This window comes from Cellulomonas palmilytica (assembly GCF_021590045.1).
In the GTDB taxonomy this organism is placed as follows: Bacteria; Actinomycetota; Actinomycetes; order Actinomycetales; family Cellulomonadaceae; genus Cellulomonas; species Cellulomonas palmilytica.
On the sequence record NZ_CP062221.1, the window covers coordinates 3,599,255 to 3,622,571 of the forward strand.

The 23,317-nt window shown below is 71.1% G+C and carries 34 protein-coding genes; all 34 read right to left on the reverse strand.

What is annotated here, in order from left to right; translation table 11 throughout:
- Positions 1 to 62: 62 nt before the first annotated feature.
- The gene (locus F1D97_RS16255) at positions 63 to 833 is read right to left on the reverse strand and encodes a hypothetical protein (protein ID WP_236121531.1); all 771 of its coding nucleotides are present in this window, start codon (positions 831 to 833) and stop codon (positions 63 to 65) included.
- On the reverse strand, positions 830 to 1,588 hold the full coding sequence (locus F1D97_RS16260) for a hypothetical protein (protein WP_236121532.1): 759 nt from the start codon (positions 1,586 to 1,588) through the stop codon (positions 830 to 832). Before F1D97_RS16260 ends, F1D97_RS16255 begins: the two co-directional genes overlap by 4 nt.
- On the reverse strand, positions 1,585 to 2,223 hold the full coding sequence (locus tag F1D97_RS16265) for a hypothetical protein (RefSeq protein ID WP_236121533.1): 639 nt from the start codon (positions 2,221 to 2,223) through the stop codon (positions 1,585 to 1,587). The genes F1D97_RS16260 and F1D97_RS16265 overlap by 4 nt, the downstream gene beginning before the upstream one ends.
- Complete coding sequence (locus tag F1D97_RS16270) at positions 2,220 to 2,831, reverse strand: signal peptidase I (RefSeq protein ID WP_236121534.1); 612 nt, start codon at positions 2,829 to 2,831, stop codon at positions 2,220 to 2,222. The genes F1D97_RS16265 and F1D97_RS16270 overlap by 4 nt, the downstream gene beginning before the upstream one ends.
- 77 nt (positions 2,832 to 2,908) lie before the next feature.
- Entirely contained in the window at positions 2,909 to 3,583 is a 675-nt protein-coding gene (locus F1D97_RS16275; RefSeq protein ID WP_236121535.1) for an alternate-type signal peptide domain-containing protein, read from the reverse strand.
- A 74-nt stretch (positions 3,584 to 3,657) separates the two neighbouring features.
- Complete coding sequence (locus tag F1D97_RS16280) at positions 3,658 to 5,829, reverse strand: CshA/CshB family fibrillar adhesin-related protein (RefSeq protein ID WP_236121536.1); 2,172 nt, start codon at positions 5,827 to 5,829, stop codon at positions 3,658 to 3,660.
- 300 nt (positions 5,830 to 6,129) lie between these two features.
- Positions 6,130 to 6,816 carry a 50S ribosomal protein L15 gene (rplO, locus tag F1D97_RS16285; RefSeq protein ID WP_236121537.1) on the reverse strand — a complete coding sequence of 229 codons (687 nt, stop codon included), beginning with the start codon at positions 6,814 to 6,816 and terminating at the stop codon, positions 6,130 to 6,132.
- A 2-nt stretch (positions 6,817 to 6,818) separates the two neighbouring features.
- Positions 6,819 to 7,001 carry a 50S ribosomal protein L30 gene (rpmD, locus tag F1D97_RS16290; protein WP_094180742.1) on the reverse strand — a complete coding sequence of 61 codons (183 nt, stop codon included), beginning with the start codon at positions 6,999 to 7,001 and terminating at the stop codon, positions 6,819 to 6,821.
- On the reverse strand, positions 7,001 to 7,645 hold the full coding sequence (gene rpsE / locus F1D97_RS16295) for a 30S ribosomal protein S5 (RefSeq protein ID WP_236121538.1): 645 nt from the start codon (positions 7,643 to 7,645) through the stop codon (positions 7,001 to 7,003). The genes rpmD and rpsE overlap by 1 nt, the downstream gene beginning before the upstream one ends.
- Positions 7,646 to 7,676: 31 nt before the next feature.
- Positions 7,677 to 8,048, reverse strand: a complete 372-nt coding sequence (gene rplR / locus F1D97_RS16300; RefSeq protein ID WP_236121539.1) for a 50S ribosomal protein L18 — start codon at positions 8,046 to 8,048, stop codon at positions 7,677 to 7,679.
- 3 nt (positions 8,049 to 8,051) lie between these two features.
- Complete coding sequence (gene rplF, locus F1D97_RS16305) at positions 8,052 to 8,588, reverse strand: 50S ribosomal protein L6 (protein ID WP_236121540.1); 537 nt, start codon at positions 8,586 to 8,588, stop codon at positions 8,052 to 8,054.
- 27 nt (positions 8,589 to 8,615) lie between these two features.
- The gene (rpsH, locus tag F1D97_RS16310; protein ID WP_236121541.1) at positions 8,616 to 9,014 is read right to left on the reverse strand and encodes a 30S ribosomal protein S8; all 399 of its coding nucleotides are present in this window, start codon (positions 9,012 to 9,014) and stop codon (positions 8,616 to 8,618) included.
- 77 nt (positions 9,015 to 9,091) lie between these two features.
- Positions 9,092 to 9,277: a type Z 30S ribosomal protein S14 gene (locus tag F1D97_RS16315; protein WP_048342538.1), complete on the reverse strand. Its 186-nt coding sequence runs from the start codon at positions 9,275 to 9,277 to the stop codon at positions 9,092 to 9,094.
- A 4-nt stretch (positions 9,278 to 9,281) separates the two neighbouring features.
- Positions 9,282 to 9,854, reverse strand: a complete 573-nt coding sequence (gene rplE, locus F1D97_RS16320; RefSeq protein WP_094180747.1) for a 50S ribosomal protein L5 — start codon at positions 9,852 to 9,854, stop codon at positions 9,282 to 9,284.
- Between the two features lies 1 nt (position 9,855).
- Entirely contained in the window at positions 9,856 to 10,197 is a 342-nt protein-coding gene (rplX, locus tag F1D97_RS16325; protein WP_236121542.1) for a 50S ribosomal protein L24, read from the reverse strand.
- A gap of 2 nt (positions 10,198 to 10,199) precedes the next feature.
- The gene (gene rplN, locus F1D97_RS16330) at positions 10,200 to 10,568 is read right to left on the reverse strand and encodes a 50S ribosomal protein L14 (RefSeq protein ID WP_013882866.1); all 369 of its coding nucleotides are present in this window, start codon (positions 10,566 to 10,568) and stop codon (positions 10,200 to 10,202) included.
- Between the two features lie 208 nt (positions 10,569 to 10,776).
- Entirely contained in the window at positions 10,777 to 11,061 is a 285-nt protein-coding gene (gene rpsQ / locus F1D97_RS16335) for a 30S ribosomal protein S17 (protein ID WP_236121543.1), read from the reverse strand.
- A gap of 8 nt (positions 11,062 to 11,069) precedes the next feature.
- Positions 11,070 to 11,309, reverse strand: coding sequence for a 50S ribosomal protein L29 (gene rpmC, locus F1D97_RS16340; protein WP_094180750.1), 240 nt, complete (start codon positions 11,307 to 11,309; stop codon positions 11,070 to 11,072).
- Entirely contained in the window at positions 11,309 to 11,725 is a 417-nt protein-coding gene (rplP, locus tag F1D97_RS16345; RefSeq protein ID WP_094180751.1) for a 50S ribosomal protein L16, read from the reverse strand. The genes rpmC and rplP overlap by 1 nt, the downstream gene beginning before the upstream one ends.
- Before the next feature lie 3 nt (positions 11,726 to 11,728).
- Complete coding sequence (gene rpsC, locus F1D97_RS16350) at positions 11,729 to 12,553, reverse strand: 30S ribosomal protein S3 (RefSeq protein ID WP_236121544.1); 825 nt, start codon at positions 12,551 to 12,553, stop codon at positions 11,729 to 11,731.
- Positions 12,554 to 12,555: 2 nt separating this feature from the next.
- Entirely contained in the window at positions 12,556 to 12,921 is a 366-nt protein-coding gene (gene rplV, locus F1D97_RS16355) for a 50S ribosomal protein L22 (RefSeq protein WP_048342530.1), read from the reverse strand.
- 50 nt (positions 12,922 to 12,971) lie between these two features.
- Complete coding sequence (gene rpsS, locus F1D97_RS16360) at positions 12,972 to 13,253, reverse strand: 30S ribosomal protein S19 (protein WP_236121545.1); 282 nt, start codon at positions 13,251 to 13,253, stop codon at positions 12,972 to 12,974.
- 15 nt (positions 13,254 to 13,268) lie between these two features.
- Positions 13,269 to 14,105: a 50S ribosomal protein L2 gene (rplB, locus tag F1D97_RS16365; protein ID WP_236121546.1), complete on the reverse strand. Its 837-nt coding sequence runs from the start codon at positions 14,103 to 14,105 to the stop codon at positions 13,269 to 13,271.
- Positions 14,106 to 14,121: 16 nt separating this feature from the next.
- Complete coding sequence (rplW, locus tag F1D97_RS16370) at positions 14,122 to 14,424, reverse strand: 50S ribosomal protein L23 (RefSeq protein WP_048342528.1); 303 nt, start codon at positions 14,422 to 14,424, stop codon at positions 14,122 to 14,124.
- The gene (rplD, locus tag F1D97_RS16375) at positions 14,421 to 15,107 is read right to left on the reverse strand and encodes a 50S ribosomal protein L4 (protein ID WP_094182299.1); all 687 of its coding nucleotides are present in this window, start codon (positions 15,105 to 15,107) and stop codon (positions 14,421 to 14,423) included. The genes rplW and rplD overlap by 4 nt, the downstream gene beginning before the upstream one ends.
- Before the next feature lie 5 nt (positions 15,108 to 15,112).
- Entirely contained in the window at positions 15,113 to 15,772 is a 660-nt protein-coding gene (rplC, locus tag F1D97_RS16380; protein WP_236121547.1) for a 50S ribosomal protein L3, read from the reverse strand.
- A gap of 23 nt (positions 15,773 to 15,795) precedes the next feature.
- A complete protein-coding gene (gene rpsJ, locus F1D97_RS16385) occupies positions 15,796 to 16,104 on the reverse strand; it encodes a 30S ribosomal protein S10 (RefSeq protein WP_013117879.1) in 309 nt (102 codons plus the stop codon).
- A 314-nt stretch (positions 16,105 to 16,418) separates the two neighbouring features.
- A complete protein-coding gene (locus F1D97_RS16390; protein WP_236121548.1) occupies positions 16,419 to 16,832 on the reverse strand; it encodes a hypothetical protein in 414 nt (137 codons plus the stop codon).
- A complete protein-coding gene (locus F1D97_RS16395; RefSeq protein ID WP_236121549.1) occupies positions 16,829 to 17,092 on the reverse strand; it encodes a hypothetical protein in 264 nt (87 codons plus the stop codon). The genes F1D97_RS16390 and F1D97_RS16395 overlap by 4 nt, the downstream gene beginning before the upstream one ends.
- Positions 17,089 to 18,300 (reverse strand): hypothetical protein, encoded by a 1,212-nt coding sequence (locus tag F1D97_RS16400; RefSeq protein WP_236121550.1) that lies wholly within the window; start codon positions 18,298 to 18,300, stop codon positions 17,089 to 17,091. Before F1D97_RS16400 ends, F1D97_RS16395 begins: the two co-directional genes overlap by 4 nt.
- Positions 18,297 to 18,611: a hypothetical protein gene (locus F1D97_RS16405; RefSeq protein WP_236121551.1), complete on the reverse strand. Its 315-nt coding sequence runs from the start codon at positions 18,609 to 18,611 to the stop codon at positions 18,297 to 18,299. The genes F1D97_RS16400 and F1D97_RS16405 overlap by 4 nt, the downstream gene beginning before the upstream one ends.
- A gap of 171 nt (positions 18,612 to 18,782) precedes the next feature.
- Complete coding sequence (locus F1D97_RS16410) at positions 18,783 to 19,622, reverse strand: LiaF domain-containing protein (RefSeq protein ID WP_236121552.1); 840 nt, start codon at positions 19,620 to 19,622, stop codon at positions 18,783 to 18,785.
- Positions 19,623 to 19,841: 219 nt separating this feature from the next.
- Positions 19,842 to 21,035 carry an elongation factor Tu gene (gene tuf, locus F1D97_RS16415; RefSeq protein ID WP_236121553.1) on the reverse strand — a complete coding sequence of 398 codons (1,194 nt, stop codon included), beginning with the start codon at positions 21,033 to 21,035 and terminating at the stop codon, positions 19,842 to 19,844.
- Between the two features lie 122 nt (positions 21,036 to 21,157).
- Positions 21,158 to 23,260 (reverse strand): elongation factor G, encoded by a 2,103-nt coding sequence (gene fusA / locus F1D97_RS16420; protein ID WP_317618902.1) that lies wholly within the window; start codon positions 23,258 to 23,260, stop codon positions 21,158 to 21,160.
- Positions 23,261 to 23,317: the final 57 nt, after the last annotated feature.

Genomic DNA, 23,317 nt, shown 5'->3' on the forward strand with positions numbered 1-23,317 from the left:
GGCCGCAGGCAAGACTACCTGCAACCTCACCGAGCTCGGTTCTTCGCGGGTGAGCGCCTTCGCTACACGCGTGCCCGCCGCCGCCGACGCGCGACGAGCAGGAGCAGTATGCCCCCTGTGGCGCACGCCACGGCCCACGTGCCCAGGAACAGGACGTCGGCCCCCGTCCGGGCGAGCGGCGGCGTCCGCCCCGGTCCCGGTGTGGCCGCGGGTGACGGCGCCGGCGTCGGGGCGATCCCGTCCTGGCTCGGGCCGGGTCCGGGCGTGGGCTCGACCGTAGGGTCCGGCGTGGGTGCGACCGCGACGTCCGCGAGGTGCAGCAGCACGTCGAAGGACGCCTCGAGGCGTCCTTCGTGCGTGCCGTTCCCCGAGGTCGCGGCGACGTCGAAGACGTACCCGACCGTCAGCCGGGTCGACTCGCCCGGCGCCAGGACGCGGCTCGCGATGCGGGTGCGGCCCGCGTCCGCGAGCGCCCGCAGCGAGCGCTCGCCGCCGTCCCACCGCAGCCGCACGTCGTCGAAGAAGGTCGTGGTGCTCCCCGCGGGCGCGTCGAGGTCGACGTCGACCAGCCACGCCGTCAGCCGGCCCGCGCTCGGCCCGTCGTTGCGCACGACGAGGGTGCGGCGCGCCTGGTCACCGGGCACGGAGACGGGCACCCCGACGAAGCTCGTCGTCGCGGTGCTCTGCGTCGTGCCGTCCCACGCGAGCGAGACCGTCGGGCCCGCCCAGCCGACGCCCAGCTCGTCGTCGGCCACCGCGGCGGCGGCCGGGGCCGTCACCGCCAGCGTGAGACCGGCGGCGACCGCGGCGAGCACCCTCGTCGCGCGCCTCACGGCGTGGTCCGGAAGGTCGTGAACGTGAACGTGACGGTGTGCACGGGCTCCGCCGCGACGACGAACGTGCGGGCGGCCGTCGCCGTCCACGCGGACGACGCCCCGGACACCGTCCCGGCGGGGCCCGTCGCGGTCACCTGCGCGGTGTCGGTGTGCGTCCAGCGGGTCGGCACGTAGCGCGCGACGAGGCACCAGTACTCGTCGCTGGGCGTCGTCGACGCGGTGTACGCCGAGGTCCAGGGGGTCGAGGCGAGCGTCGCACCCGCGCCCGTCAGGCTCGTCGTGCAGGCCGCCGCCGACGCGACGCGGTACGTGCTGACCTGCGACGCGCCGAACACGCCGCCCGCGGTGTCGACCGTCAGCGTGTACGCCAGGCCGCGATGCCCCTGCGCGAGGCTGCGGACCTGCAGCGGGATCGCGACCGCTCCCCCGCTGAGGCTGTTGTTGTTGTAGAGCGTCGTCGTCGCGGCCGCCGGGATCGTGTACGTCACCGAGCCGCGGTTGCGCGACGCGTCGAGGGGCGTGCTCGTCGTCGCGAAGACCGGGCTGCCGGGAGCGCCCGCGCCGAACACCGTCACCCCCACGGGCATGCGCTGCGTCCCGGTCACGGACACGCGCCACAGCGCGAGCGTCCCGCCCGTCCCGACGCCGACGAGCGCCGCGACCAGCACGACGACCGCGACGACCGCGACGTCCCGCCGGCGCACCGCGCGGCGCACCCGCCCCACGACCGCGGCCGTCGTCGCGCGTATCACGGCGAGAACCCGTCGCCGTCGCGTACCTGCTCCCACGTCACGACGACCGTGCCGAGCCCGGTCGTCGGCGCCGAGGCGATCGCGGTGTCCGCGACCATCACGTCCGCGCCCGAGTACGTGAGCGTCACCGTCACCGCCCACGTCGCGGTCCCCCACGCCGCCACCTCGGCGGCCGTGAGGTTGTCCGGTGCGCCCGGCAGCAGGGTCGGCGTGCCGACCGGCACCGCGGTGGACGTGACGCCGTCCGGACGGGTGACCGTGTACGTCGCCGTCACGCCGCCCGCGGGCAGCAGCGCGGGTGCGGAGTCCCAGCTGACGCGCAGGCGCGCCGCGAGGTTGTCGCCCAGGAGCACCGGGCGGAAGCGCTGCACGACACGGAACGAGTCGCCGGGCGTTGCGAGGTGGTCGGCGGTGATCCCGTCCGACCTCGTCGCCACCGCGTGCGCCGGGCTCACGTCCGGGCTCGTCTCGGTCCAGGTGGGCGTCCCGACGAGCGCCAGGTCCAGGGTGCCGCTGCGCACCACGGAGGCGGCGACGGTCACCCCCGCGCCCCACAGCGCATAGGTCAGCCCCGCCGCGGCACCCGCGACGAGGAGGGCCGCGGCGGCGAGGGAGACGGGGCGCCGGGTCCTCATCGGGCGCCCTCCACCTCGCCCGTGGGGGCGCGCTCGTCGTCGGCGGGCGTGTCGGCGGGCGCGTCGGCGGTGGGCTCGTCGTCGCGCGTGCGCCTCTCGGGGCGCAGGATCATCACCGCGGCGTACCCGAGCAGCGCGGCCGCGACGAGCGCGACGGCCAGACCCTTGCGCTCGCCGAGCCACAGCGACACGTGGCCCACCCACGGCACCGAGTACACCGCCACCGCCTGGATCTGCGCGGGCTCGATCGGGTCGTCGTCCGCCCCGTTCGCGTCGCCGCGCGTCACGAACGTCGTCCCTGCGGCGCTGATGCGCTTGGCGACCACGCGGTGCGTGACGAGCGTCGGGTCGCCCGAGACCGGCTGGAACGTCACGACGTCGCCCACGTGGACCTCGGTGGCCGGGTCGGACACGGTCCGCACCGCGACGACGTCGCCCGGCGAGAACGTCGGCTCCATCGAGCCGGTGAGCACGGTGAGGGTGGTGCCGCCGAGCGCCTTGGGCACCACGACGAGCACCGCGACCGCCGCCACGACGACCAGCAGCACCGCCCACATGAGGACGGAGAGCACACCGGACAGCGCGCTGTCGTGTCGTCGTGCGGTCATCGGGGCTCCTCGTGCTCGTCAGGGCGGGAGATGGGCGGTAGGTGGGCGGGACGCGAACGCCCCGCCCACCTGCGCGGTCAGCTGAAGTCGGCGCCGCTGCGGTCCTGCTGCAGCGAGACGGCCAGGTTCTTCAGCGCCGTCGCCGCGTTCATCGTCGAAGCGGCGGTCGTGCCGCTCGCCTCGGCGGACCAGTCCGCGGTGACGACCACGAACAGGTCGGCGGCGGTCGTGCCGTCGACGACGACCGTGCCGGTGTTCACCGGGGCGCCCGCGGCCTGGCCGGTGCGCGGCGCGGCGAACCGCAGCGTCGTCGAGGTGCCGTCGAGCACGCCGGCGGTCACGTCGGTGCCGTTCGCGTCGAACACCTGGTAGGAGACGACCAGGCCCTCGGGCAGGGGCGTCGTGCCGCCCGAGCTCGTGACGTCGAGGTTCGCGACGAGGTTGTCGCCGACGAGCGTGACGTCCAGGCCGTACGTGCCCTCGGCGACGTCACCCGGGACCATGCGCCACGTCTGCAGGTCGACCGTGTGGCCGTCCAGCTCGGTCACGGGCGTCGCGGCGACCGTGACGTCCGTGCGGTCCGGGGACACGTCGAACCAGCCGACGCTCGTGGCCGACACGCCGAGCTCACCGTTGGTGATCGTGCCGCCCGGGATCGAGTCCGAGTCGGACCACAGGGCGAACGTCGTGCCGCCGGACAGGAGCGCGAGACCGGCGAGCCCGGCGATGACGCCCTTCGTCTTGTTCTTCATGGTCGTGCCTTTCTGTGGAGGGTTCGCCCCGCGAGGGGCCGCAGTCCGTCCGGGCTCGGGCGGTCTGGATCCGGTCAGAGCACGCCGACCGGCGCGGTGGCGGTGCACACCCGGCTGGCGCCGGCCGCGAGGGAGGAGATCGTCACGCTCGTGCCTGGCGTGACCGTGGGAGTCCCCGGGCAGGAGATGACCGGGGAGGTCGTGGCGGACGTCGTGCCGCCGGCATCGGTACGGGTGTCCGTCGCCGTGTCGGTGAGCACCACGTCCGTGAGCGGCGCCGAGCCGGTGTTCTGCACCGTGTAGCGCCAGTAGACGGTCGTCCCCGGCGCGAGCGACGCGCCGGACGTGATCGGCGTCGTGAACGCCGCGCTCGTGAACGCCTCCTTGGTCACGCGGACCTCGGAGCGGTACAGGACGTGGCGCGCGCAGAGCTGCGCGGCCTCGTCGGACGACCCCGCGGCGCACGTCACCGAACCCGCCGCGAGCACCGTGTGGGACACGCGCGCGACGTTGGTCATCACGCGGTCCCCCGGGGTCGCGAGCACGGTGACCGGGATCGTCAGCGTCACCGACGCGCCGGGGTCCAGCGCACCGGACCACGAGACGAGCTGGCCCGACACGGTCACGCCCGTCGGGCTCGACGTCACGGTGCCGCGCGTCGCGTCGTCCGTGACGGCAGTCAGGTCGTCGTAGACGCGCGCCGGCGTCGCAGCCGTGTAGGAGCCGTTGCCGACGTTCGTCGCGACGACCGTGTACGTGACCACCCCGCCCGCGGCCGGCATGACCGTCGCGTTCGCCGTCTTGGTGACCTGGAGGCGCGGGACCCGCAGGCGCACCGGCCAGTCCTCGACCTCGCCGCGCGCCGTGAACCCGGTGGGTGCGAGCTGCGCCTGGACGGTCGAGGCCATCAGGCGCAGGAACGTCCGGTCACCCCCGGCTGCCTGCCCCTCGGGCACGGCGCTCGGTACGGCGAAGCTCAGCGTGACGTTGGTCGAGGTCGTCGACGTGCAGGTGGCGTCCGCGCTGGACGCCTCGCCCGCGTCGAACTGGCCGTTGCGGTTCCAGTCCAGCCACCCGCGCACGTACGTGGTCGCGCCGTCGGCGGCGCACCGGATGTTCGCGACGGCGTACGTCGTCGTCACGCCGCGCACGTAGGTGATGTCCGCCAACGCCGCCGCGAGCGCGTCCTCGTCGGGCGTGTCACCCGAGGCGTCGGCCGACGACGCGGGCAGCAGCTCGGGGACCGCGTTCGGTCCGAGGCGGGTCGCCGGCGGTCCGAGCACGGCACGGGTGAAGGACACCGACCCGTTGCTCGCGAGCGTGGTCCACGTGTTGAAGATGCTGTTGACCGGCGGGCTGCCGCCCGACCACGTCGGCTGCACGACTCCGCCCCCGAGGCCGTACGAGGCCGGGGCGTCGCCGTAGTCGACCCCCACCACGACGCCGAACGCGGCGGCGGCGAGTCCCGAGCCCTCGAGGCTCACCGCGAGCGTCGTCGCACCGTCGGCGAACGCCACGGCGGTCGCCGAACGTCCGGGCGCCGAGCACTCCGCGGATGAGCCGAGCGTCAGCCGGTTCGCGTTGTCGCGCTGCACCCGGTAGGTCGCCGAGCACGTCCCCGGGTAGACGTCGAGAATCCGCCAGGTCGCCGTGCTCGGCGTCGGCGTCGCGCGCGTGAACTCGCCGCCATTCGTCGACTCGGCGTCGGCGAACACGAGGCCCGACAGCGTGACCGCTGCGGTGGACGTCGGCGCCCCCGTGAAGGCCGACGACGCGTACGTCGCGAGCCGGGCCGTCCCGCAGCCCACGTTGAACGTGGCGGCGACACCCTGGTTCACCGTGCCGATGCCGTTCACCAGGTCGTTGGCGGGCGTGTTGTAGAGCACCTGCAGACCGTCCGCGCCCCACTGGCCCGAGCGGTACGCCTGGAGGGAGTCCCCGCTGCGGCCGCTGAGCGTGCACTGCACCTCGAGACGCGTGAGGTCGCCCACCTGGAGGTACGTCCACACCGTGGTGCTCGTCGCGTTGAGCGACGCGCCCTGGGCTCCCCAGTTGACCCACAGGATGCGGTCCCGGTACAGCCCGCTGCCCGTGGTCGCCCGGACGGGCGCGCCCGACCCGCTGGACGAGCTCGCGTCGCCGACCGCCGACCGGGCCGGTGCGGCCGGCTGCACCGCGACGCCGGCGGCGGCGACGACGAGCACGGCCACCGCCGTCCACGCCGCACGCATCAGCCGCGAGCTCATCGACAACCCTCCTCCGGACACGGACCCGGGCGGGCCCGCACCGATCATCGGGAGTTGGACGAGCGACCTGAAGGGACGAAGGTGTGACCGGGATCGCCCCTGGGTGGCAGCACCTCACCCTCTCTCCGGGCACCGCAGGACAAACCCGGATGCACACGGCACCGCGGTGATGACGCAGGTCAGCCGACTGCCACGCCCACGCCGCGCACGCGGCCCGCGGCGAGGGGCCCCGGGCACGACGAAGCGGGCGGCCCCGGGATCTCTCCCAGGACCGCCCGCTGCGGCGATCTCGTCGCGAGGTCAGTCCTCCTGGACCGACCCGCCGGCCGCCACGATCTTCTCCTTGGCGGACGCCGAGAGGGCGTCGACAGCCACGGAGACCTTGACCGTGATGTCGCCGGTGCCGAGCACCTTGACCGGCTGGCCCTTGCGGACCGCGCCCTTGGCGACCAGGTCGGCGACCGTCACGTCGCCACCGTCCGGGTACAGCGCCGAGAGCTTGTCCAGGTTGACGACCTGGTACTCGACGCGGAACGGGTTCTTGAAGCCGCGAAGCTTCGGCAGGCGCATGTGGAGGGGCATCTGGCCACCCTCGAAGCGCTGCGGGACCTGGTAGCGGGCCTTGGTGCCCTTGGTGCCACGGCCCGCGGTCTTGCCCTTCGACGCCTCACCACGGCCCACACGGGTCTTCGCGGTCTTGGCGCCCGGGGCCGGACGCAGGTGGTGCACCTTGAGCGTGCCGCCGGCACCCGGCTTCGCCGCCTCCTCCGCCGCCTTCTTGGCAGCGGCGGACTTGGCAGCCGGGGCCTTCTTCGCGGCGGCGGCCGGGGCGGCCGCAGCCGCCTCGTCCTTCGCCGCAGCCTTCGACGACGCCTTCTTCGCGGGCGCCTTCTCGGCGGCAGCAGCCGTCGCCTTCTTGGCCGGGGCCTTCTTGGCGGCCTTCGGCGCGTCCTGCGCCTCGGTCACCTCGTTCGTCTCGTCAGCCATGGTCACTCGACCTCCTCGACCACCACGAGGTGCTGCACGGTCTTCACCATGCCGCGGATCTCGGGACGGTCCTCCTTGACGACCACGTCGCCGATGCGCTTGAGACCAAGCGTGCGGAGCGTGTCGCGCTGGTTCTGCTTGCCACCGATGCCGGAGCGCTTCTGCGTCACCTTGAGACGGGCCATCACGCACCCACCTTCTCGGCGGCCTTCGCGGCCTGGCCGGCAGCCTGCGCCCGCAGGAGCGGGGCGGGCACGACGTGCTCGAGCGGCAGACCACGGCGCGCGGCCACGGCCTGCGGCTCCTCGAGACCGCGCAGGGCCTCGACCGTCGCCTTGACGATGTTGATCGCGTTCGACGAGCCGAGCGACTTGCTCAGCACGTCGTGGATGCCGGCGCACTCGAGCACCGCACGCACCGGGCCACCGGCGATCACACCGGTACCGGGCGCCGCGGGGCGCAGGTGGACGATGCCGGCAGCGGCCTCGGCCGTGATGGGGTGCGGGATGGTGCCCTGGATGCGGGGGACGCGGAAGAAGTTCTTCTTCGCCTCCTCGACACCCTTGGCGATCGCCGCGGGCACCTCCTTGGCCTTGCCGTAACCGACACCGACCGTGCCGTCACCGTCGCCCACCACGACGAGCGCGGTGAAGCTGAAGCGGCGACCACCCTTGACGACCTTGGCCACGCGGTTGATCGTCACGACGCGCTCGAGGAACGCGCTCTTCTCCGCCGCGTCGCCGCGACGGCCTCCGTCACGACGACCGCCGTCGCGGCGCTCGCCGCCGGTGCCCTGAGCACCGGTGTTGCTGCGTGCAGGAGCAGCCATCAGTGAGTCCTCTTCTTCCGGTTCGTCGTGGTCACAGGGCCAGGCCGCCCTCGCGGGCACCGTCGGCGACCGCGGCCACACGACCGTGGTACTTGTTGCCGCCGCGGTCGAACACGACCGCCTCGACGCCCTTGGCCTTCGCGCGCTCGGCGACGAGCTCGCCGACCTTCTTCGCCTTGGCCGTCTTGTCGCCGTCCGTCGCGCGCAGGTCCGCCTCGAGCGTGGAGGCCGACGCGAGCGTCTGGCCGATCGCGTCGTCGACGACCTGGGCGGTGATGTGGCGCGCCGAGCGCGTCACGACGAGACGCGGACGAGCCGCGGTGCCGGTGACCTTCTTGCGCAGACGCAGGTGACGACGCTTGCGCGAGATCGCCTTGCCCTTGCCCTTGATGCTGATCGCCATGGCTTACTTACCAGCCTTTCCGACCTTGCGGCGCACGTTCTCGCCCGCGTAGCGCACACCCTTGCCCTTGTACGGCTCGGGCTTGCGGATCTTGCGGATGTTCGCGGCGACCTCGCCGACCTGCTGCTTGTCGATGCCCTGCACCGAGAAGCGCGTCGGGGCCTCGACCACGAAGGAGATGCCCTCCGGCGGCGAGACGACGACGGGGTGGCTGAAGCCGAGCGCGAACTCGAGGTCCGTGCCCTTGGCGGTCACGCGGTAACCGGTGCCGACGATCTCGAGCTTCTTGGTGTAGCCCTCCGTCACACCCGTGACCAGGTTGGCCAGGAGCGTGCGGGTGAGGCCGTGCAGCGAACGCGAGTTGCGCTCGTCGTCAGGACGGGACACGACGAGCGTGCCGTCCTCCTGCTTGACCTCGATGGGCGCGGCGACCGTGTGCGTGAGGGTGCCCTTGGGGCCCTTCACCGTCACGACGGCGCCGTCGATGGTGACGTCCACCCCGGCCGGGACCGGGACGGGAATCCGTCCGATGCGGGACATGGATTCTGCTCCTTTCCTGGTCTCAGCTCACCAGACGTAGGCGAGGACTTCCCCACCCACGCCCTTCTTCGCGGCCTGCTTGTCGGTGAGGAGGCCCGAGGACGTGGACAGGATCGCCACGCCGAGGCCGCCGAGCACCTTCGGCAGGTTGGTGGACTTGGCGTAGACGCGCAGGCCCGGCTTGGACACGCGCTTCACGCCGGCGAGCGCACGCTCGCGGTTCGGGCCGTACTTGAGCTCGACGACGAGGTTCTTGCCCACGGGGGCGTCCTCGACCTTCCAGCCCTGGATGTAACCCTCGGCCTGCAGGATCTCCGCGATGTGCGACTTGAGCTTCGAGAACGGGATCGTCACCGTGTCGTGGTGCGCCGAGTTCGCGTTGCGCAGACGCGTCAGGAAGTCTGCGATCGGGTCGGTCATGGTCATGGCTTGTCAGCCTTTCTGCCGGGGTATCCCGGGCCGCTGCGCGGCACGGGACCTACCGACTGGGTCTTGCGAACGGATTACCAGCTGCTCTTGGTGACGCCGGGGAGCTCGCCGCGGTGGGCCATCTCCCGCACGCAGATCCGGCACAGGCCGAACTTGCGGTACACCGAGTGCGGACGGCCGCAGCGCTGGCAGCGCGTGTAGCCGCGCACCGCGAACTTCGGCTTGGCGTTCGCCTTGTTGATCAGAGCGGTCTTCGCCATGGGGTCAGTCCTCCTTGAACGGGAAGCCGAGGAGCTTGAGGAACGCGCGGCCCTCGTCGTCGGTGCCCGCCGTCGTGACGACCGTGATGTCCATGCCGCGGACGCGGTCGATCTTGTCCTGGTCGATCTCGTGGAACACGGACTGCTCCACGAGGCCGAACGTGTAGTTGCCGTTGCCGTCGAACTGCTTGGGCGACAGGCCGCGGAAGTCGCGGATGCGCGGCAGAGCGGTCGACAGCAGGCGGTCGAGGAACTCCCAGGCACGGTCGCCGCGCAGCGTGACGTGCGCGCCGATCGGCATGCCCTCGCGCAGCTTGAACTGCGCGATGGACTTGCGGGCCTTGGTGACCTGCGGCTTCTGGCCCGTGATCTGGGTCAGGTCGCGGATCGCGCCCTCGATGAGCTTGGAGTCCTTGGCGGCCTCGCCCACACCCATGTTCACGACGACCTTCACCAGGCGCGCGACCTGGTTGATGTTCTCGTGGCCGAACTGCTCACGCAGGGCGGCACGGATCTCGTCGTTGTACTTGGTCTTGAGGCGGGGCAGGGCCGGAGCCTGGATCGTCGTCTCGGTCATGTCAGACGTCCTTCCCGGAGCGCTTGGCGACGCGGACACGAACCGTCCGCGTGCGGCCGTCGCGCTCGACCTGCTCGGTGCGGTAGCCGACCCGGGTGCCCTTCTTGGTCTCCGGGTCCACGAGCATCACGTTGCTGATGTGGATGGGCGCCTCGACCGTCTCGATGCCACCCGTGCGGGTGCCACGAGCCGTCTGGCCGGCCTTCACGTGCTTCTGCACGCGCTGGACGCCCTCGACGACGACGCGCTGGGTCTGCGTGAGGACCTCGAGCACACGGCCCTGCTTGCCCTTGTCACGGCCCGAGATGACGACCACGAGGTCGCCCTTCTTGATCTTCGCCATGGTCAGAGCACCTCCGGAGCCAGCGAGATGATCTTCATGAACTTCTTGTCGCGCAGCTCGCGGCCCACGGGGCCGAAGATGCGGGTGCCGCGGGGCTCCCCGTCGTTCTTGAGGATCACGGCCGCGTTCTCGTCGAACTTGATGTACGAGCCGTCCGGGCGGCGGCGCTCCTTGCGGGTGCGCACGACGACCGCCTTGACGACGTCGCCCTTCTTGACGTTGCCGCCGGGGATGGCGTCCTTGACGGTGGCGACGATGACGTCGCCGATCCCGGCGTAGCGGCGGCCGGAACCGCCGAGCACACGGATGCAGAGGATCTCCTTGGCACCCGTGTTGTCGGCGACGCGAAGCCGCGTCTCCTGCTGGATCATCTACCTACTCCTGTCGTCTGGCGGGTTCTCGGTCACGCTGATCGCGCCGAGCCTGGCCGAACGGATAGTTGCCGTGATGCACACGTCGCGGCGGGGAGCCGGCTCGAGCTCTCGGATCGAGCACTCGGACCGGACTTCCCCGCCGCCCGTGGGCAACTGTGGTGACCGCCGGACGGCGGCCGTTTCACGCAGCCGAAGCCGCGTGATCTTACTTGGCCTTCTCCAGGATCTCCACCAGGCGCCAGCGCTTGGTCGCGCTGAGCGGGCGGGTCTCCATGATGAGGACCAGGTCGCCGATGCCGGCGGTGTTCTGCTCGTCGTGCGCCTTGACCTTGGAGGTGCGGCGGATGACCTTGCCGTAGAGCGGGTGCTTGACCCGGTCCTCGACCTCGACCACGACGGTCTTGTCCATCTTGTCGCTCACGACGTAACCACGACGCGTCTTGCGGTACGCGCGGTGCTCAGCCGTGGCGGTGGTGTGCTTCTCGCTCATGTCCAGCCTCACTCGCTCGCGGTCGGCGCGGTACGGATGCCGAGCTCACGCTCGCGCAGGATGGTGTAGATCCGCGCGATGTCACGGCGCACGGCCTTCAGACGCCCGTGGCTCTCGAGCTGACCGGTCGCGGACTGGAAGCGGAGGTTGAACAGCTCCTCCTTGGCCTTCTTCAGCTCGCTCACCAGCTTCTCGTCGTCGAAGGCGTCCAGCTCGCTGGGAGCCAGGTCCTTGGTTCCGATAGCCATCAGTTACCACCCTCGCGAACCACGAAACGGGTCTTCATCGGGAGCTTGTGCTGCGCGCGGCGCATGGCCTCGCGCGCCAGGGGCTCCGGGACGCCGGCGAGCTCGAACATCACTCGGCCGGGCTTGACGTTGGCGATCCACCACTCGGGCGAACCCTTACCGGAACCCATGCGGGTCTCGGCGGGCTTCTTCGTGAGCGGACGGTCCGGGTAGATGTTGATCCAGACCTTGCCGCCACGCTTGATGTGGCGGGTCATCGCGATACGAGCAGCCTCGATCTGGCGGTTCGTGACGTAGGCGGGCTCGAGAGCCTGGATGCCGTACTCACCGAACGAGATCGTGGTGCCACCCGTGGCCGCGCCGGAGCGCTTCGGGTGGTGCTGCTTGCGGTGCTTCAGCCTGCGCGGGATCAGCACGGCTCAGGCCTCCGTTCCGGTCTCGGGGGTCGCCTCGGGGTTCGCCTCGACCGGAGCCTCGGCGGGGGCCGGAGCCTGCGCCTCGCGCTCACGACGACCGCCACCACGCGGGCCGCGGTCACCGCGGTCGCCGCGCGGACCGCGCGACGGACGCGGAGCGGCGCTCGCCTGCTCGCGGGCGTACTCCTTCTCGGTCATGTCGCCCTTGTAGACCCACACCTTGACGCCGATGCGGCCGAAGGTGGTGCGAGCCTCGAAGAACCCGTAGTCGATGTTCGCGCGGAGCGTGTGCAGCGGCACACGACCCTCGCGGTAGAACTCCGTGCGGCTCATCTCCGCGCCGCCGAGACGGCCGGAGACCTGCACGCGGATGCCCTTGGCGCCGGCGCGCTGCGCGGACTGGATGCCCTTGCGCATCGCGCGACGGAAGGACACGCGGCTCGCGAGCTGCTCGGCGATGCCCTGGGCGACCAGCTGAGCCTCGAGCTCGGCGTTCTTGACCTCGAGGATGTTGAGCTGGACCTGCTTGCCCGTGAGCTTCTCGAGCTCGCCGCGGATGCGGTCGGCCTCCGCGCCACGACGCCCGATGACGATGCCCGGGCGGGCGGTGTGGATGTCGACGCGGACGCGGTCACGCGTGCGCTCGATCTCGACCTTCGCGATGCCCGCGCGCTCCAGACCCGTGCTCATGAGCTTGCGGATCTGCACGTCCTCACGGACGTAGTCGCGGTAGCGCTGACCCGGCTTGGTCGAGTCGGCGAACCACCGCGAGCGGTGGTCGGTGGTGATGCCCAGGCGGTACCCGAGCGGGTTGACCTTCTGCCCCACTGTCAGGACCGTCCCTTCGTCTCACGCTCCGCGACGACCACGGTGATGTGGCTCGTGCGCTTGAGGATCTGGCTGGCGCGACCCTGCGCACGCGGCCGGAACCGCTTCAGGGTCGGGCCCTCGTCGACGAAGACCTCCGAGATGTAGAGGTTGGCCTCGTCGAGGCGCTCGCTGTTGCGCTTGGCGCCCTCGACCGCGTTCGCGATCGCCGACTGCACCGTCTTGAGGACGGGCTCCGCGGCCGCCTGCGGCGCGAACTTCAGCACCGCCACGGCCTCCCCGGCCTGCTTGCCACGGATGAGGTCGACGACGCGTCGGGCCTTCTGGGGCGTGACGCGGACGAACCGCGCCTTCGCCTTGGCTTCCATCGTGTCTGCTCCTGTCTCTGCCGTCAGGGCGTCACCTGCTGACCCGGGGGTCAGCGGCGACGGCCCTTCCGGTCGTCCTTCTCGTGGCCGCGGAACGTGCGCGTCGGGGCGAACTCGCCGAGCTTGTGCCCGACCATCGCCTCCGTCACGAACACCGGGGTGTGCTTACGACCGTCGTGGACGGCGAAGGTGTGGCCGAGGAAGTCCGGCGTGATGACCGAACGACGCGACCACGTCTTGATGACGTTCTTCGTGCCGGCCTCGTTCTGCGCGTCGACCTTCTTCTGCAGGTGGCCGTCGACGAACGGGCCCTTCTTGAGGCTGCGAGGCATTCTCTCGGGCTCCTATCAGCGCTTCTTGCCGGTGCGCCGACGGCGCACGATGAGCTTGTCGCTCGGCTTGTTCGGACGGCGGGTGCGACCCTCGGGCTGACCCCACGGGCTCACCGGGTGGCGACCGCCGGAGGTCTTGCCCTCACCACCACCGTGCGGGTGGTCGATCGGGTTCATCGCGACACCGCGGACGGTCGGGCGCTTGCCCTTCCACCGCATGCGGCCCGCCTTGCCCCAGTTGATGTTCGACTGCTCGGCGTTGCCGACCTCGCCGATCGTCGCGCGGCAGCGCAGGTCGACGTTGCGGATCTCGCCGGACGGCATGCGCAGCTGCGCGTACGGGCCGTCCTTCGCGACGAGCTGCACCGAGGTGCCGGCCGAGCGGGCGATCTTCGCACCGCCGCCGGGCCGCAGCTCGATGGCGTGGATGACCGTACCGGTCGGGATGTTGCGCAGCGGCAGGTTGTTGCCGGGCTTGATGTCGGCGCCGGGACCGGCCTCGACGACGTCGCCCTGCGACAGCTTGTTCGGCGCGATGATGTAGCGCTTCTCGCCGTCCGCGTAGTGCAGCAGCGCGATGCGCGCGGTGCGGTTGGGGTCGTACTCGATGTGCGCGACCTTGGCCGGCACGCCGTCCTTGTCGTGACGACGGAAGTCGATCACGCGGTAGGCGCGCTTGTGCCCGCCACCGTGGTGACGCGTGGTCACACGACCCGTGTTGTTGCGGCCGCCCGACTTGGTCAGCGGCTTGACGAGCGACTTCTCCGGCGTGGAGCGCGTGATCTCGACGAAGTCGGCCACGCTCGAGCCACGGCGACCCGGCGTCGTCGGCTTGTACTTACGGATACCCATGAGTCCTCAGTCCTTCTCAGCCGACCGGACCACCGAAGATGTCGATCGTGCCCTCGCGGAGGGTGACGATCGCACGCTTCGTGTCCTTGCGGCGGCCGATGCCGAAACGGGTCCGGCGGGCCTTGCCCTGACGGTTGGCGGTGTTGACCGAGTCGACCTTCACGCCGAACACCTGCTCGACGGCGATCTTGATCTCGGTCTTGTTCGCCCGCGGGTCGACGAGGAACGTGTACTTGCCCTCGTCGAGCAGGCCGTAGCTCTTCTCGGAGACGACCGGCGCGATCAGGATGTCGCGGGGGTCCTTGCCGACGTTGGTCACTTGGACTCCTCCTCGGCCTCGGTCGAGGTCGCCGTCGCCTTCGCACCCTTGACCGGGCCCGCGAGGAACGCGTCGAGCGCGCCCTGCGTGAAGACGACGTCGTCCGAGACGAGGACGTCGTAGGTGTTGAGCTGGTCCGCGACGAGCAGGTGCACGCGCTCGACGTTGCGCAGCGACTTCCACGTGATCTCGTCCGAGCGCTCCACGACCACCAGGACGTGGCGACGCACGGTGAGGTTGTCGAGCACCGCGAGAGCGGCCTTCGTCGACGGGGCCTCACCCGGCGCGAAGCCGGAGACGACGTGCACGCGACCGGCGCGGGCGCGGTCCGAGAGAGCACCGCGGAGCGCCGCGGCCTTCATCTTCTTGGGGGTGCGCTGCGAGTAGTCACGCGGCTGCGGGCCGTGGACGGTGCCACCGCCGGCGAACTGCGGAGCACGCGTCGAACCCTGACGGGCGCGGCCGGTGCCCTTCTGCTTGTACGGCTTCTTGCCGCCACCACGGACCTCACCACGCGTCTTGGTGTCGTGGGTGCCCTGGCGAGCCGCCGCGAGCTGCGCGACGACCACCTGGTGGATCAGCGGGACGTTGGTCGGGGCGTCGAAGACCTCACCGGGCAGGTCGGCCGTACCGGCCTTCTTGCCCTTCGGGTCCAGGACGTCGACGGTCAGCGTGTCGCTCATCGAGGTCACGCACCCTTCACAGCGGTACGCACGACGACGACGCCGTTCTTGGGGCCGGGGACGGCACCCTTGACGAGCAGGAGGCCCCGCTCGGCGTCGACCGCGTGCACGGTCAGGTTCTGGGTGGTCTGACGGGCGACGCCCATCCGACCGGCCATCCGCAGGCCCTTGAACACGCGCGACGGCGTCGAGGCGCCGCCGATCGAGCCCGGCTTGCGGTGGTTGCGGTGCGCACCGTGGGACGCGCTCACGCCGACGAAGCCGTGGCGCTTCATGACACCGGCGGTGCCCTTGCCCTTGGTGGTGCCGATGACGTCGACGAGCGAGCCTGCCTCGAAGACGGTCACGTCGAGCTCCTGCCCGAGCGTGAACTCGGCCGCGTTCGACGTGCGGATCTCGGCCACGTGCCGACGGGGGGTGACCCCCGCCTTCTCGAAGTGGCCCTTGAGCGGCTTGGTGACCTTGCGCGGGTCGATCTGGCCGAAGGCCAGCTGGACAGCCGCGTAGCCGTCAGCCTCAGCGGAGCGGACCTGCGTCACCACGTTCGTGCCGACCTCGACGACCGTGACGGGCACGAGGCGACCGGCCTCGTCCCAGAGCTGGGTCATGCCGAGCTTGCGGCCGAGCAGCGCCGTGACGGGGCGCGCGTTCTGCTGGGTAGCCATGAGGATCAGTTCCTTCCCAGCGATCAGAGCTTGATCTCGATGTTCACGTCCGCGGGCAGGTCGAGACGCATGAGCGAGTCGACGGCCTTCGGCGTGGGGTCGATGATGTCGATCAGCCGCTTGTGCGTACGCATCTCGAAGTGCTCGCGGCTGTCCTTGTACTTGTGGGGCGACCGGATGACGCAGAAGACGTTCTTCTCCGTCGGCAGCGGCACCGGACCCACGACCGACGCACCAGCGCGAGTCACCGTGTCGACGATCTTGCGCGCCGAGCTGTCGATGACCTCGTGGTCGTAGGACTTGAGCCGGATGCGGATCTTCTGTCCCGCCATGGCGTCCTCTACTTCTCTCTCTTCGAACCAGTCCTGTCCGACCCCCGCGCTCGGGCGTGTCGCATTCAGCGACGCACCAGGGCGCTGCGTACCGTGCGGTACAGGATCGGTGGTTGTCGTCGAACCGCCACCACCGGGTGGACCCCGGGGCTGACGCGGTTCGCCACGTCTGTCTGCCCGGCCTCAGGCGCACACGAAGGCACACCCGTAGCGGGCAACCTGAACAGTGTGCCAGACGAGCCCCCCGAACTCCAACCGGCCCCGGTGGTGACCTCGGACTCACCTCGCCGACGCCCGGGCGGCCGTGCCACGCGCTACTGCTGCGCGCCCACCCAGACGCGCGCCTCGAACGCGCCGCCCACCTGGTCCCCGCCGCGGGCCTCGACGCCCAGCAGCACCACCGGCACGCCCGCGACCTCGACGCGCTCCCCCACCTCGAGCGACGACACGTCGCCGAACGTCGTGACCGCGCACCCGTCCTCGGACAGCCCTCCGACCCCGAGCCGCACCTCGCCGACGACGAGCTGCGCGCCCTGCGCGACGGTCTGCACCGTCCCGCCGGCGGGAGCGTCGGCCGTGCGCGAGCACGCCCGCGGCTCGTCGTCGCCGTCGTCGAGCGCGTTCACGGCCACGACCGCCCCGAGTGCGACGACCAGCGCGCCCACCCCCGCGAGCACGGCCCACCGGGTGCGCCGCGACCCGGCGCCCGCCTCGTGCTCGCCGCTCACGCAGCGCCCTCGTCGGGCACGAACTCCAGCACCGCACGCCCCGCGCCGGACGCGACCACGTCACGCAGCGCGAGCGTCCCCCAGCCGGGCACGACGAGCACGCCGCCCCGGTCGACCCACGCCCGGTGCCGGTCGCCCCCCAGCCCGACCGCGAGGCGCGCGCGCACGTCGCCGCCGACGACGTCGAGCCCGACCACGCCGACGAGCGCCCCCGCGACCTCCCGCTGCGTCCCGCGCCGCAGCTCGAACGACTCGCTCACGGCACCTCCGAGACCGTCACGCGGCCGAACACCCGCGCGAACTCGTCCGCGTCCATCCGGAACACCTCGCCGCCGTCGGCGCCGTTGCCCGACCCCCAGGGGTTGCGCACCCACACGCCGCCGTCGTCGTCGATCCGCTCGACCATGTACGCGTGCCCGCCGACGACGTCGACCTGCGTCTCGACGACCGTGCCGCCACGCTCCACCTCGACCGTCAGGTCCTCGACGTCCGGGCGCCCGCCCGTGTCCGCGGTGACCGCCGCGCCACGCTGGAGCCGGTCGGCGATGTCGTCGCGGCTGCCGTCGAACTCGTCGTCCCACGGCCACCACGTGTCCGACGTCGTGTACTCCGTGCCGGCGTGCCCGGTGATCATCTCCATGGCGTCCCGGGGGTACCCGCCGTCGTCCAGGTCGGCGAACCCGAGCTCGGCGCCGAGCGCCGCCTCGTACAGCGACACGAGCCCGACCGTGCCCGCGGGCTGGCGTACGCCGCCGTCGTACACGCCGTCGACGAAGTCCTCCTTAGGCCGGCCGTCGACGTACAGCGTGACCCAGTAGCCCTGGCGCAGCTCGTCCCAGCGCACGTTGCCGCGCAGCAGCGCGTCGCCCGCGTCGGTGCGCATGTACCCCATGAGCGACGACAGCAGGTAGCACGATCCGATCTGCTGCTGGCGCACGTCCGCCTGGTCCGCCGAGCCGGTGAGCACGTCGTCGGGCACGGCCGTGTCGGCACGCGCGGCCGCGGAGAGCTCGGCGATCGCGTCCGCGCCCGTGCCGAGCGCCGCCCGCACCGCGGCAGCGGCCCGGTCGGCGGCGGACTGCGCGGTCTGCAGCGCGAGCCACGCGTCGAGGCGCGCGCGCTGGTGGTCGAACCACGCCGGCAGGTCGAGCGGGTTCGCCTCGACGCGCGCCCGCGCGCGACGACGCCGCTCGTCGGCGCCCTGCGCGTCGGACTGCGCGTCGGTGAGCGCGGCGGTGTACGTGCGCAACGCGGACTCGATCGCGGTCAGGCTCTGCGCCACCGCGTCAGCGCCACCCTCGACGGCCGCCAGGCGCGCGTCGCAGGCCTCGGCGGCCGCGCCGGTCCAGTCCATCGCGCCGCGCTGCGTGCGCACGAGGGTCCCCGCGCCCGTGACCGCGCGCGCCGCGTCCCCGACCGACGTCGCGGTTCGCCCCACCGCGGCCGGGTCGCCCGGGAGGACGCTCATCCGCCGACCCCGAGCGCGCCGAGGAGCCGCTGGAACAGCTGCTGCACGCGCTCGTCGGCCTCGCGGTACGCCGTCGCGCACTCCTGGAGCCGGATCCCGCAGCCGACCGTCACACCCTCGACGTCGTCGATGCGCTGCGTGAGCTGCGTGCGCGCCTCGGCCATCGCGTCCGCGAGCGAGGTGAACCCGTACGCGCCCGTGCCCGCCGCCCAGGTCGAGGGGTCCGCGGGCCGCAGCGTCGTCATGACCCCGAGCAGCGCGGACGCCGACCGCTCCAGGGACTCCGCCCTCGCCTCGAGCCCACCGCCCACGTGACCTCCCCTGCCGACTGGCGACGCGCCGAGACCGGCGCGCTCCGGACAACCCGGGCGACCGTAGCACGGCCACCCCACGCCCCGGTCGAGCCGGTCGCCCGCCCTGGGGACGCGGCAGGAGCCGCCCACCGCGTGCGGTGGACGGCTCCCGTCGAGCGTCGGTGAGGCTCAGGCGTGGTGGACCATGAGGGTCCCGACCCCGCTGGGCACCGTGATGAGGTAGTGCGGCTGGCTCTCGTCGAAGTCCTTGGTCGTGAACGACGAGCCCGAGGTCACGGAGTTCTCGGTCACGTCGTCGATCATGACCTGGCCCGCGCCGCCCGAGACCTCGACCTTCACGGCGACACCCTCCGGCACGGTGAGCAGGAACGACCCGAGGCCGGCCTCGAGGTTGATCACGGACGTGCCCGTCGGCTCGCCGAGGTGCACGTCGACCGACCGGGTCCCCGCGACGACCTGCAGGTCCTTGACGCGCGCCGCCGAGAGGTCACCGGCGACCGTGTCGGTCTGCACGTCCAGGACGAACGACCACTCCGCGTCGGCGGCCACCTTGACGGTCGACGTCTCGCCCGAGAGCGTCGCGACGGCGGGGCTGCCCTCGGCCGCCTGCGCCGCGGCGTCCGCGCCCGTGGCGGCGAGCGCCAGGAGCTGGTCCGCCGGGGCGTCGGCGCTCAGCTGGACCTGACCGACCGAGCCCTCGATGCGCAGGGTCGCGGAGGCGGCGTCACCGCGCGCGAGGGACGCGCTCGTCCCGGCGTTCGCGTCGTCGGCCTTGTCGTCGTCGGAGCCACCGCCGAGGACGGCGTAGGCACCGATGCCCACGACGATCGCGATGGCGAGACCGACGACCCAGCCGACGACCTTGCCGCGCCCGGCGGGCGCGGCCGGCGTGGCCGAGGACGTGACGACCGAGTCGAAGGACGGGGACGTGGGAGGGGTGTCGACGGCGGTCGCGGCGTCGCGACGGCCACCGGCCGCGGCGCGCGGCGGGGGGAGCTCAGCGGACATGCGCAGGACGCTAACCGCGCGCGTGTCGCGCACGCGAGGGATCCGGACGAATCGCCCGACGACTGAAACGTTTTGGAGCCGCCCGTCCGGGTCGCCCCTCCCCCGGCCGGGCGATGCCCGCCACCAGCGCGGACGACCACACGGCGACAGACGCACGCAGGGCCCGGGAGCCGAAGCTCCCGGGCCCTGCGTGACGTGATCAGCCCCGAGGGGCAGGGATCACTTGATGATCTTCGTGACGCGGCCCGAGCCGACGGTGCGGCCACCCTCGCGGATGGCGAAGCCGAGGCCCTCCTCCATCGCGATGGGCTGGATCAGCGTGACCGAGATCTCGGTGTTGTCGCCGGGCATGACCATCTCGGTGCCCTCGGGCAGCGTGATGACGCCGGTGACGTCCGTCGTGCGGAAGTAGAACTGCGGGCGGTAGTTCCCGTAGAACGGGTTGTGACGGCCACCCTCGTCCTTCGCCAGGATGTAGACCTGGCCCTCGAACTCGGTGTGCGGCGTGATCGAACCCGGCTTCACGACGACCTGGCCACGCTCGACCTCCTCGCGCTTCGTGCCGCGCAGGAGCAGACCGACGTTCTCGCCGGCCTCGGCGTAGTCGAGGAGCTTGCGGAACATCTCGACACCGGTGACGGTGGTCTTGATCGCCTTCTCCTTGATGCCGACGATCTCCACCTCCTCGTTCACCTTGAGCTGACCGCGCTCGACACGACCGGTGACGACCGTGCCACGGCCGGTGATCGTGAAGACGTCCTCGATCGGCATGAGGAACGGCTTGTCGATGTCACGCACCGGGTCCGGCACGTTCTCGTCGACGGCGTCCAGCAGGTCCTCGACCGACTTGACCCACTCCGGGTCGCCCTCGAGCGCCTTGAGGCCCGAGACGCGGACGACCGGGACGTCGTCGCCCGGGAAGCCCTGCGAGGAGAGGAGCTCGCGCACCTCGACCTCGACGAGCTCGAGGATCTCCTCGTCGTCGACCATGTCCGACTTGTTCAGCGCGACCAGCAGGTAGGGAACGCCGACCTGACGGGCGAGCAGGACGTGCTCACGCGTCTGGGCCATCGGGCCGTCGGTGGCCGCGACCACGAGGATGGCGCCGTCCATCTGCGCCGCGCCCGTGATCATGTTCTTGATGTAGTCGGCGTGACCCGGAGCGTCGACGTGCGCGTAGTGACGCTTCTCCGTCTGGTACTCGACGTGCGCGATGTTGATGGTGATACCGCGCTGCTTCTCCTCCGGCGCCTTGTCGATCTCGTCGAACGGCGTGAAGGGGTTCAGGTCGGGGTACTTGTCGTGCAGCACCTTCGAGATCGCGGCGGTCAGCGTCGTCTTGCCGTGGTCGACGTGACCGATGGTCCCGATGTTGACGTGCGGCTTCGTCCGCTCGAACTTCGCCTTGCCCACTAGGTGTCCTCCTCAGGACTTGGTAGAGACTGCCCGGCTGCTGGTTCCGGAAGGTACCGGCAGGACGTGCGGTCCCACGGGTCGGTTTGTGTGATGGAACTACAGGTTTCGACCTGTGGGACTTACTCGCCCCGGGTCTTCTTGATGATCTCTTCGGCCACGTTACGAGGAACCTCGGCGTAGCTGTCGAACTGCATCGAGTACACCGCACGACCCTGGGTCTTCGACCGCAGGTCACCGACGTACCCGAACATCTCGGAGAGCGGCACCTGGGCGCGGATCACCTTCACGCCCGTCGCGTCCTCCATGGACTGGATCATGCCGCGGCGCGAGTTCAGGTCGCCGATGACATCACCCATGTAGTCCTCGGGGGTGCGGACCTCGACGGCCATGACCGGCTCGAGAAGAACCGGGTCGGCCTTGCGGACCGCCTCCTTGAGGGCCATCGAGCCGGCGATCTTGAACGCCATCTCCGAGGAGTCGACGTCGTGCGCCGCACCGTCGATGAGCGTCGCCTTGATGCCCACCAGCGGGTAGCCCGCGAGCACGCCGAGCTGCATCGCGCTCTGGATACCGGCGTCGACCGACGGGATGTACTCGCGCGGGACGCGACCACCGGTGACCGCGTTCTCGAACTGGTACAGCTCGCCCTCGTCGGACTCGAGCGGCTCGAAGGTGATCTGGACCTTCGCGTACTGCCCGGAGCCACCGGTCTGCTTCTTGTGCGTGTAGTCGAACTTCTCCACCGTGCGGCGGATCGTCTCGCGGTACGCGACCTGCGGCTTGCCGACGTTCGCCTCGACCTTGAACTCGCGACGCATGCGGTCGACGAGGATGTCGAGGTGGAGCTCGCCCATGCCGCCGATGACGGTCTGGCCGGTCTCCTCGTCGAGCTTGACCCGGAACGTCGGGTCCTCCTCGGCGAGCTTCTGGATCGCGACGGAGAGCTTCTCCTGGTCGCCCTTGGTCTTCGGCTCGATCGCGACGTCGATGACGGGCTCGGGGAACGTCATCGACTCGAGCACGACGGGCGCGCTCGGGTCGGTGAGCGTGTCACCGGTCGTGACGTCCTTGAGGCCGATGAAGGCGTAGATGTGGCCCGCCTGGGCCTCGCCGACCGGGTTCTCCTTGTTGGAGTGCATCTGGAAGAGCTTCCCGATGCGCTCCTTCTTGCCCTTGGTCGCGTTGAGGACCTGGGCGCCCTGCTCGACCTTGCCCGAGTACACCCGGACGTAGGTGAGCTTGCCGAAGAACGGGTGCGCGGCGACCTTGAACGCGAGGGCCGCGAACGGCTCCGTCGCGTCCGGGTGACGCTCGACGACGACCTCGGGGTCCTTGACGTCGTGCCCCTCGACCGCGGGGACGTCCAGCGGCGTCGGCAGGTAGTCGATCACGGCGTCGAGCATGGGCTGCACGCCCTTGTTCTTGAACGCCGAGCCGCACAGCACCGGGTACGCCTCGGAGGCGACCGTCAGCTTGCGGATGCCGCCCTTGATCTCCTCGACCGTCAGCTCCTCGCCGCCGAGGTACTTCTCGAGCAGCGACTCGTCGGTCTCGGCGACGGCCTCGATGAGCTCGGCGCGGTACTGCTCCGCCTTCTCGACGAGGTCGGCCGGGATCTCCTCGATCTCGTACTTCTCGCCGAGCGCGGTCTCACCGCGCCAGACGAGCGCACGCTGCTCGACGAGGTCCACGACGCCGATGAAGTCGCTCTCGGCACCGATCGGCAGCTGGAGGACCAGCGGCTTGGCCTTGAGGCGGTCGACGATGGTCTTCACGGTGAAGTAGAAGTCCGCGCCCAGCTTGTCCATCTTGTTGACGAAGCAGATGCGGGGGACGTCGTACTTGTCCGCCTGGCGCCACACGGTCTCCGACTGGGGCTCGACGCCCTCCTTGCCGTCGAACACGGCGACGGCGCCGTCGAGGACGCGCAGCGAGCGCTCGACCTCGACGGTGAAGTCCACGTGACCGGGCGTGTCGATGATGTTGATCTGGTTGTTCTTCCAGTAGCAGGTCGTCGCGGCGGACGTGATCGTGATGCCGCGCTCCTGCTCCTGCTCCATCCAGTCCATCGTCGACGCACCGTCGTGCGTCTCACCGATCTTGTAGTTGACCCCGGTGTAGAACAGGATCCGCTCGGTGGTCGTCGTCTTGCCGGCATCGATGTGCGCCATGATGCCGATGTTGCGGACCTTCGTGAGGTCCGTCAGCACGTCAAGTGCCACGTTGGTCTGCCCCTTGTCGGTTGGCTCGGTGGGGTGCGGCCGGCTCGCGCGTGGGCG

Bases quoted from the DNA above. Each gene is read 5' to 3' on its own strand.
- F1D97_RS16265 (WP_236121533.1), bottom strand. From the start codon at position 2,223: ATGAGGACCCGGCGCCCCGTCTCCCTCGCCGCCGCGGCCCTCCTCGTC.
- F1D97_RS16270 (WP_236121534.1), bottom strand. From the start codon at position 2,831: ATGACCGCACGACGACACGACAGCGCGCTGTCCGGTGTGCTCTCCGTC.
- F1D97_RS16275 (WP_236121535.1), bottom strand. From the start codon at position 3,583: ATGAAGAACAAGACGAAGGGCGTCATCGCCGGGCTCGCCGGTCTCGCG.
- F1D97_RS16280 (WP_236121536.1), bottom strand. From the start codon at position 5,829: ATGAGCTCGCGGCTGATGCGTGCGGCGTGGACGGCGGTGGCCGTGCTC.
- rplO (WP_236121537.1), bottom strand. From the start codon at position 6,816: ATGGCTGACGAGACGAACGAGGTGACCGAGGCGCAGGACGCGCCGAAG.
- rpmD (WP_094180742.1), bottom strand. From the start codon at position 7,001: ATGGCCCGTCTCAAGGTGACGCAGAAGCGCTCCGGCATCGGTGGCAAG.
- rpsE (WP_236121538.1), bottom strand. From the start codon at position 7,645: ATGGCTGCTCCTGCACGCAGCAACACCGGTGCTCAGGGCACCGGCGGC.
- rplR (WP_236121539.1), bottom strand. From the start codon at position 8,048: ATGGCGATCAGCATCAAGGGCAAGGGCAAGGCGATCTCGCGCAAGCGT.
- rplF (WP_236121540.1), bottom strand. From the start codon at position 8,588: ATGTCCCGCATCGGACGGATTCCCGTCCCGGTCCCGGCCGGGGTGGAC.
- rpsH (WP_236121541.1), bottom strand. From the start codon at position 9,014: ATGACCATGACCGACCCGATCGCAGACTTCCTGACGCGTCTGCGCAAC.
- F1D97_RS16315 (WP_048342538.1), bottom strand. From the start codon at position 9,277: ATGGCGAAGACCGCTCTGATCAACAAGGCGAACGCCAAGCCGAAGTTC.
- rplE (WP_094180747.1), bottom strand. From the start codon at position 9,854: ATGACCGAGACGACGATCCAGGCTCCGGCCCTGCCCCGCCTCAAGACC.
- rplX (WP_236121542.1), bottom strand. From the start codon at position 10,197: ATGGCGAAGATCAAGAAGGGCGACCTCGTGGTCGTCATCTCGGGCCGT.
- rplN (WP_013882866.1), bottom strand. From the start codon at position 10,568: ATGATCCAGCAGGAGACGCGGCTTCGCGTCGCCGACAACACGGGTGCC.
- rpsQ (WP_236121543.1), bottom strand. From the start codon at position 11,061: ATGAGCGAGAAGCACACCACCGCCACGGCTGAGCACCGCGCGTACCGC.
- rpmC (WP_094180750.1), bottom strand. From the start codon at position 11,309: ATGGCTATCGGAACCAAGGACCTGGCTCCCAGCGAGCTGGACGCCTTC.
- rplV (WP_048342530.1), bottom strand. From the start codon at position 12,921: ATGGAAGCCAAGGCGAAGGCGCGGTTCGTCCGCGTCACGCCCCAGAAG.
- rpsS (WP_236121545.1), bottom strand. From the start codon at position 13,253: ATGCCTCGCAGCCTCAAGAAGGGCCCGTTCGTCGACGGCCACCTGCAG.
- rplB (WP_236121546.1), bottom strand. From the start codon at position 14,105: ATGGGTATCCGTAAGTACAAGCCGACGACGCCGGGTCGCCGTGGCTCG.
- rplD (WP_094182299.1), bottom strand. From the start codon at position 15,107: ATGAGCGACACGCTGACCGTCGACGTCCTGGACCCGAAGGGCAAGAAG.
- rplC (WP_236121547.1), bottom strand. From the start codon at position 15,772: ATGGCTACCCAGCAGAACGCGCGCCCCGTCACGGCGCTGCTCGGCCGC.
- rpsJ (WP_013117879.1), bottom strand. From the start codon at position 16,104: ATGGCGGGACAGAAGATCCGCATCCGGCTCAAGTCCTACGACCACGAG.
- F1D97_RS16400 (WP_236121550.1), bottom strand. From the start codon at position 18,300: ATGAGCGTCCTCCCGGGCGACCCGGCCGCGGTGGGGCGAACCGCGACG.
- F1D97_RS16410 (WP_236121552.1), bottom strand. From the start codon at position 19,622: ATGTCCGCTGAGCTCCCCCCGCCGCGCGCCGCGGCCGGTGGCCGTCGC.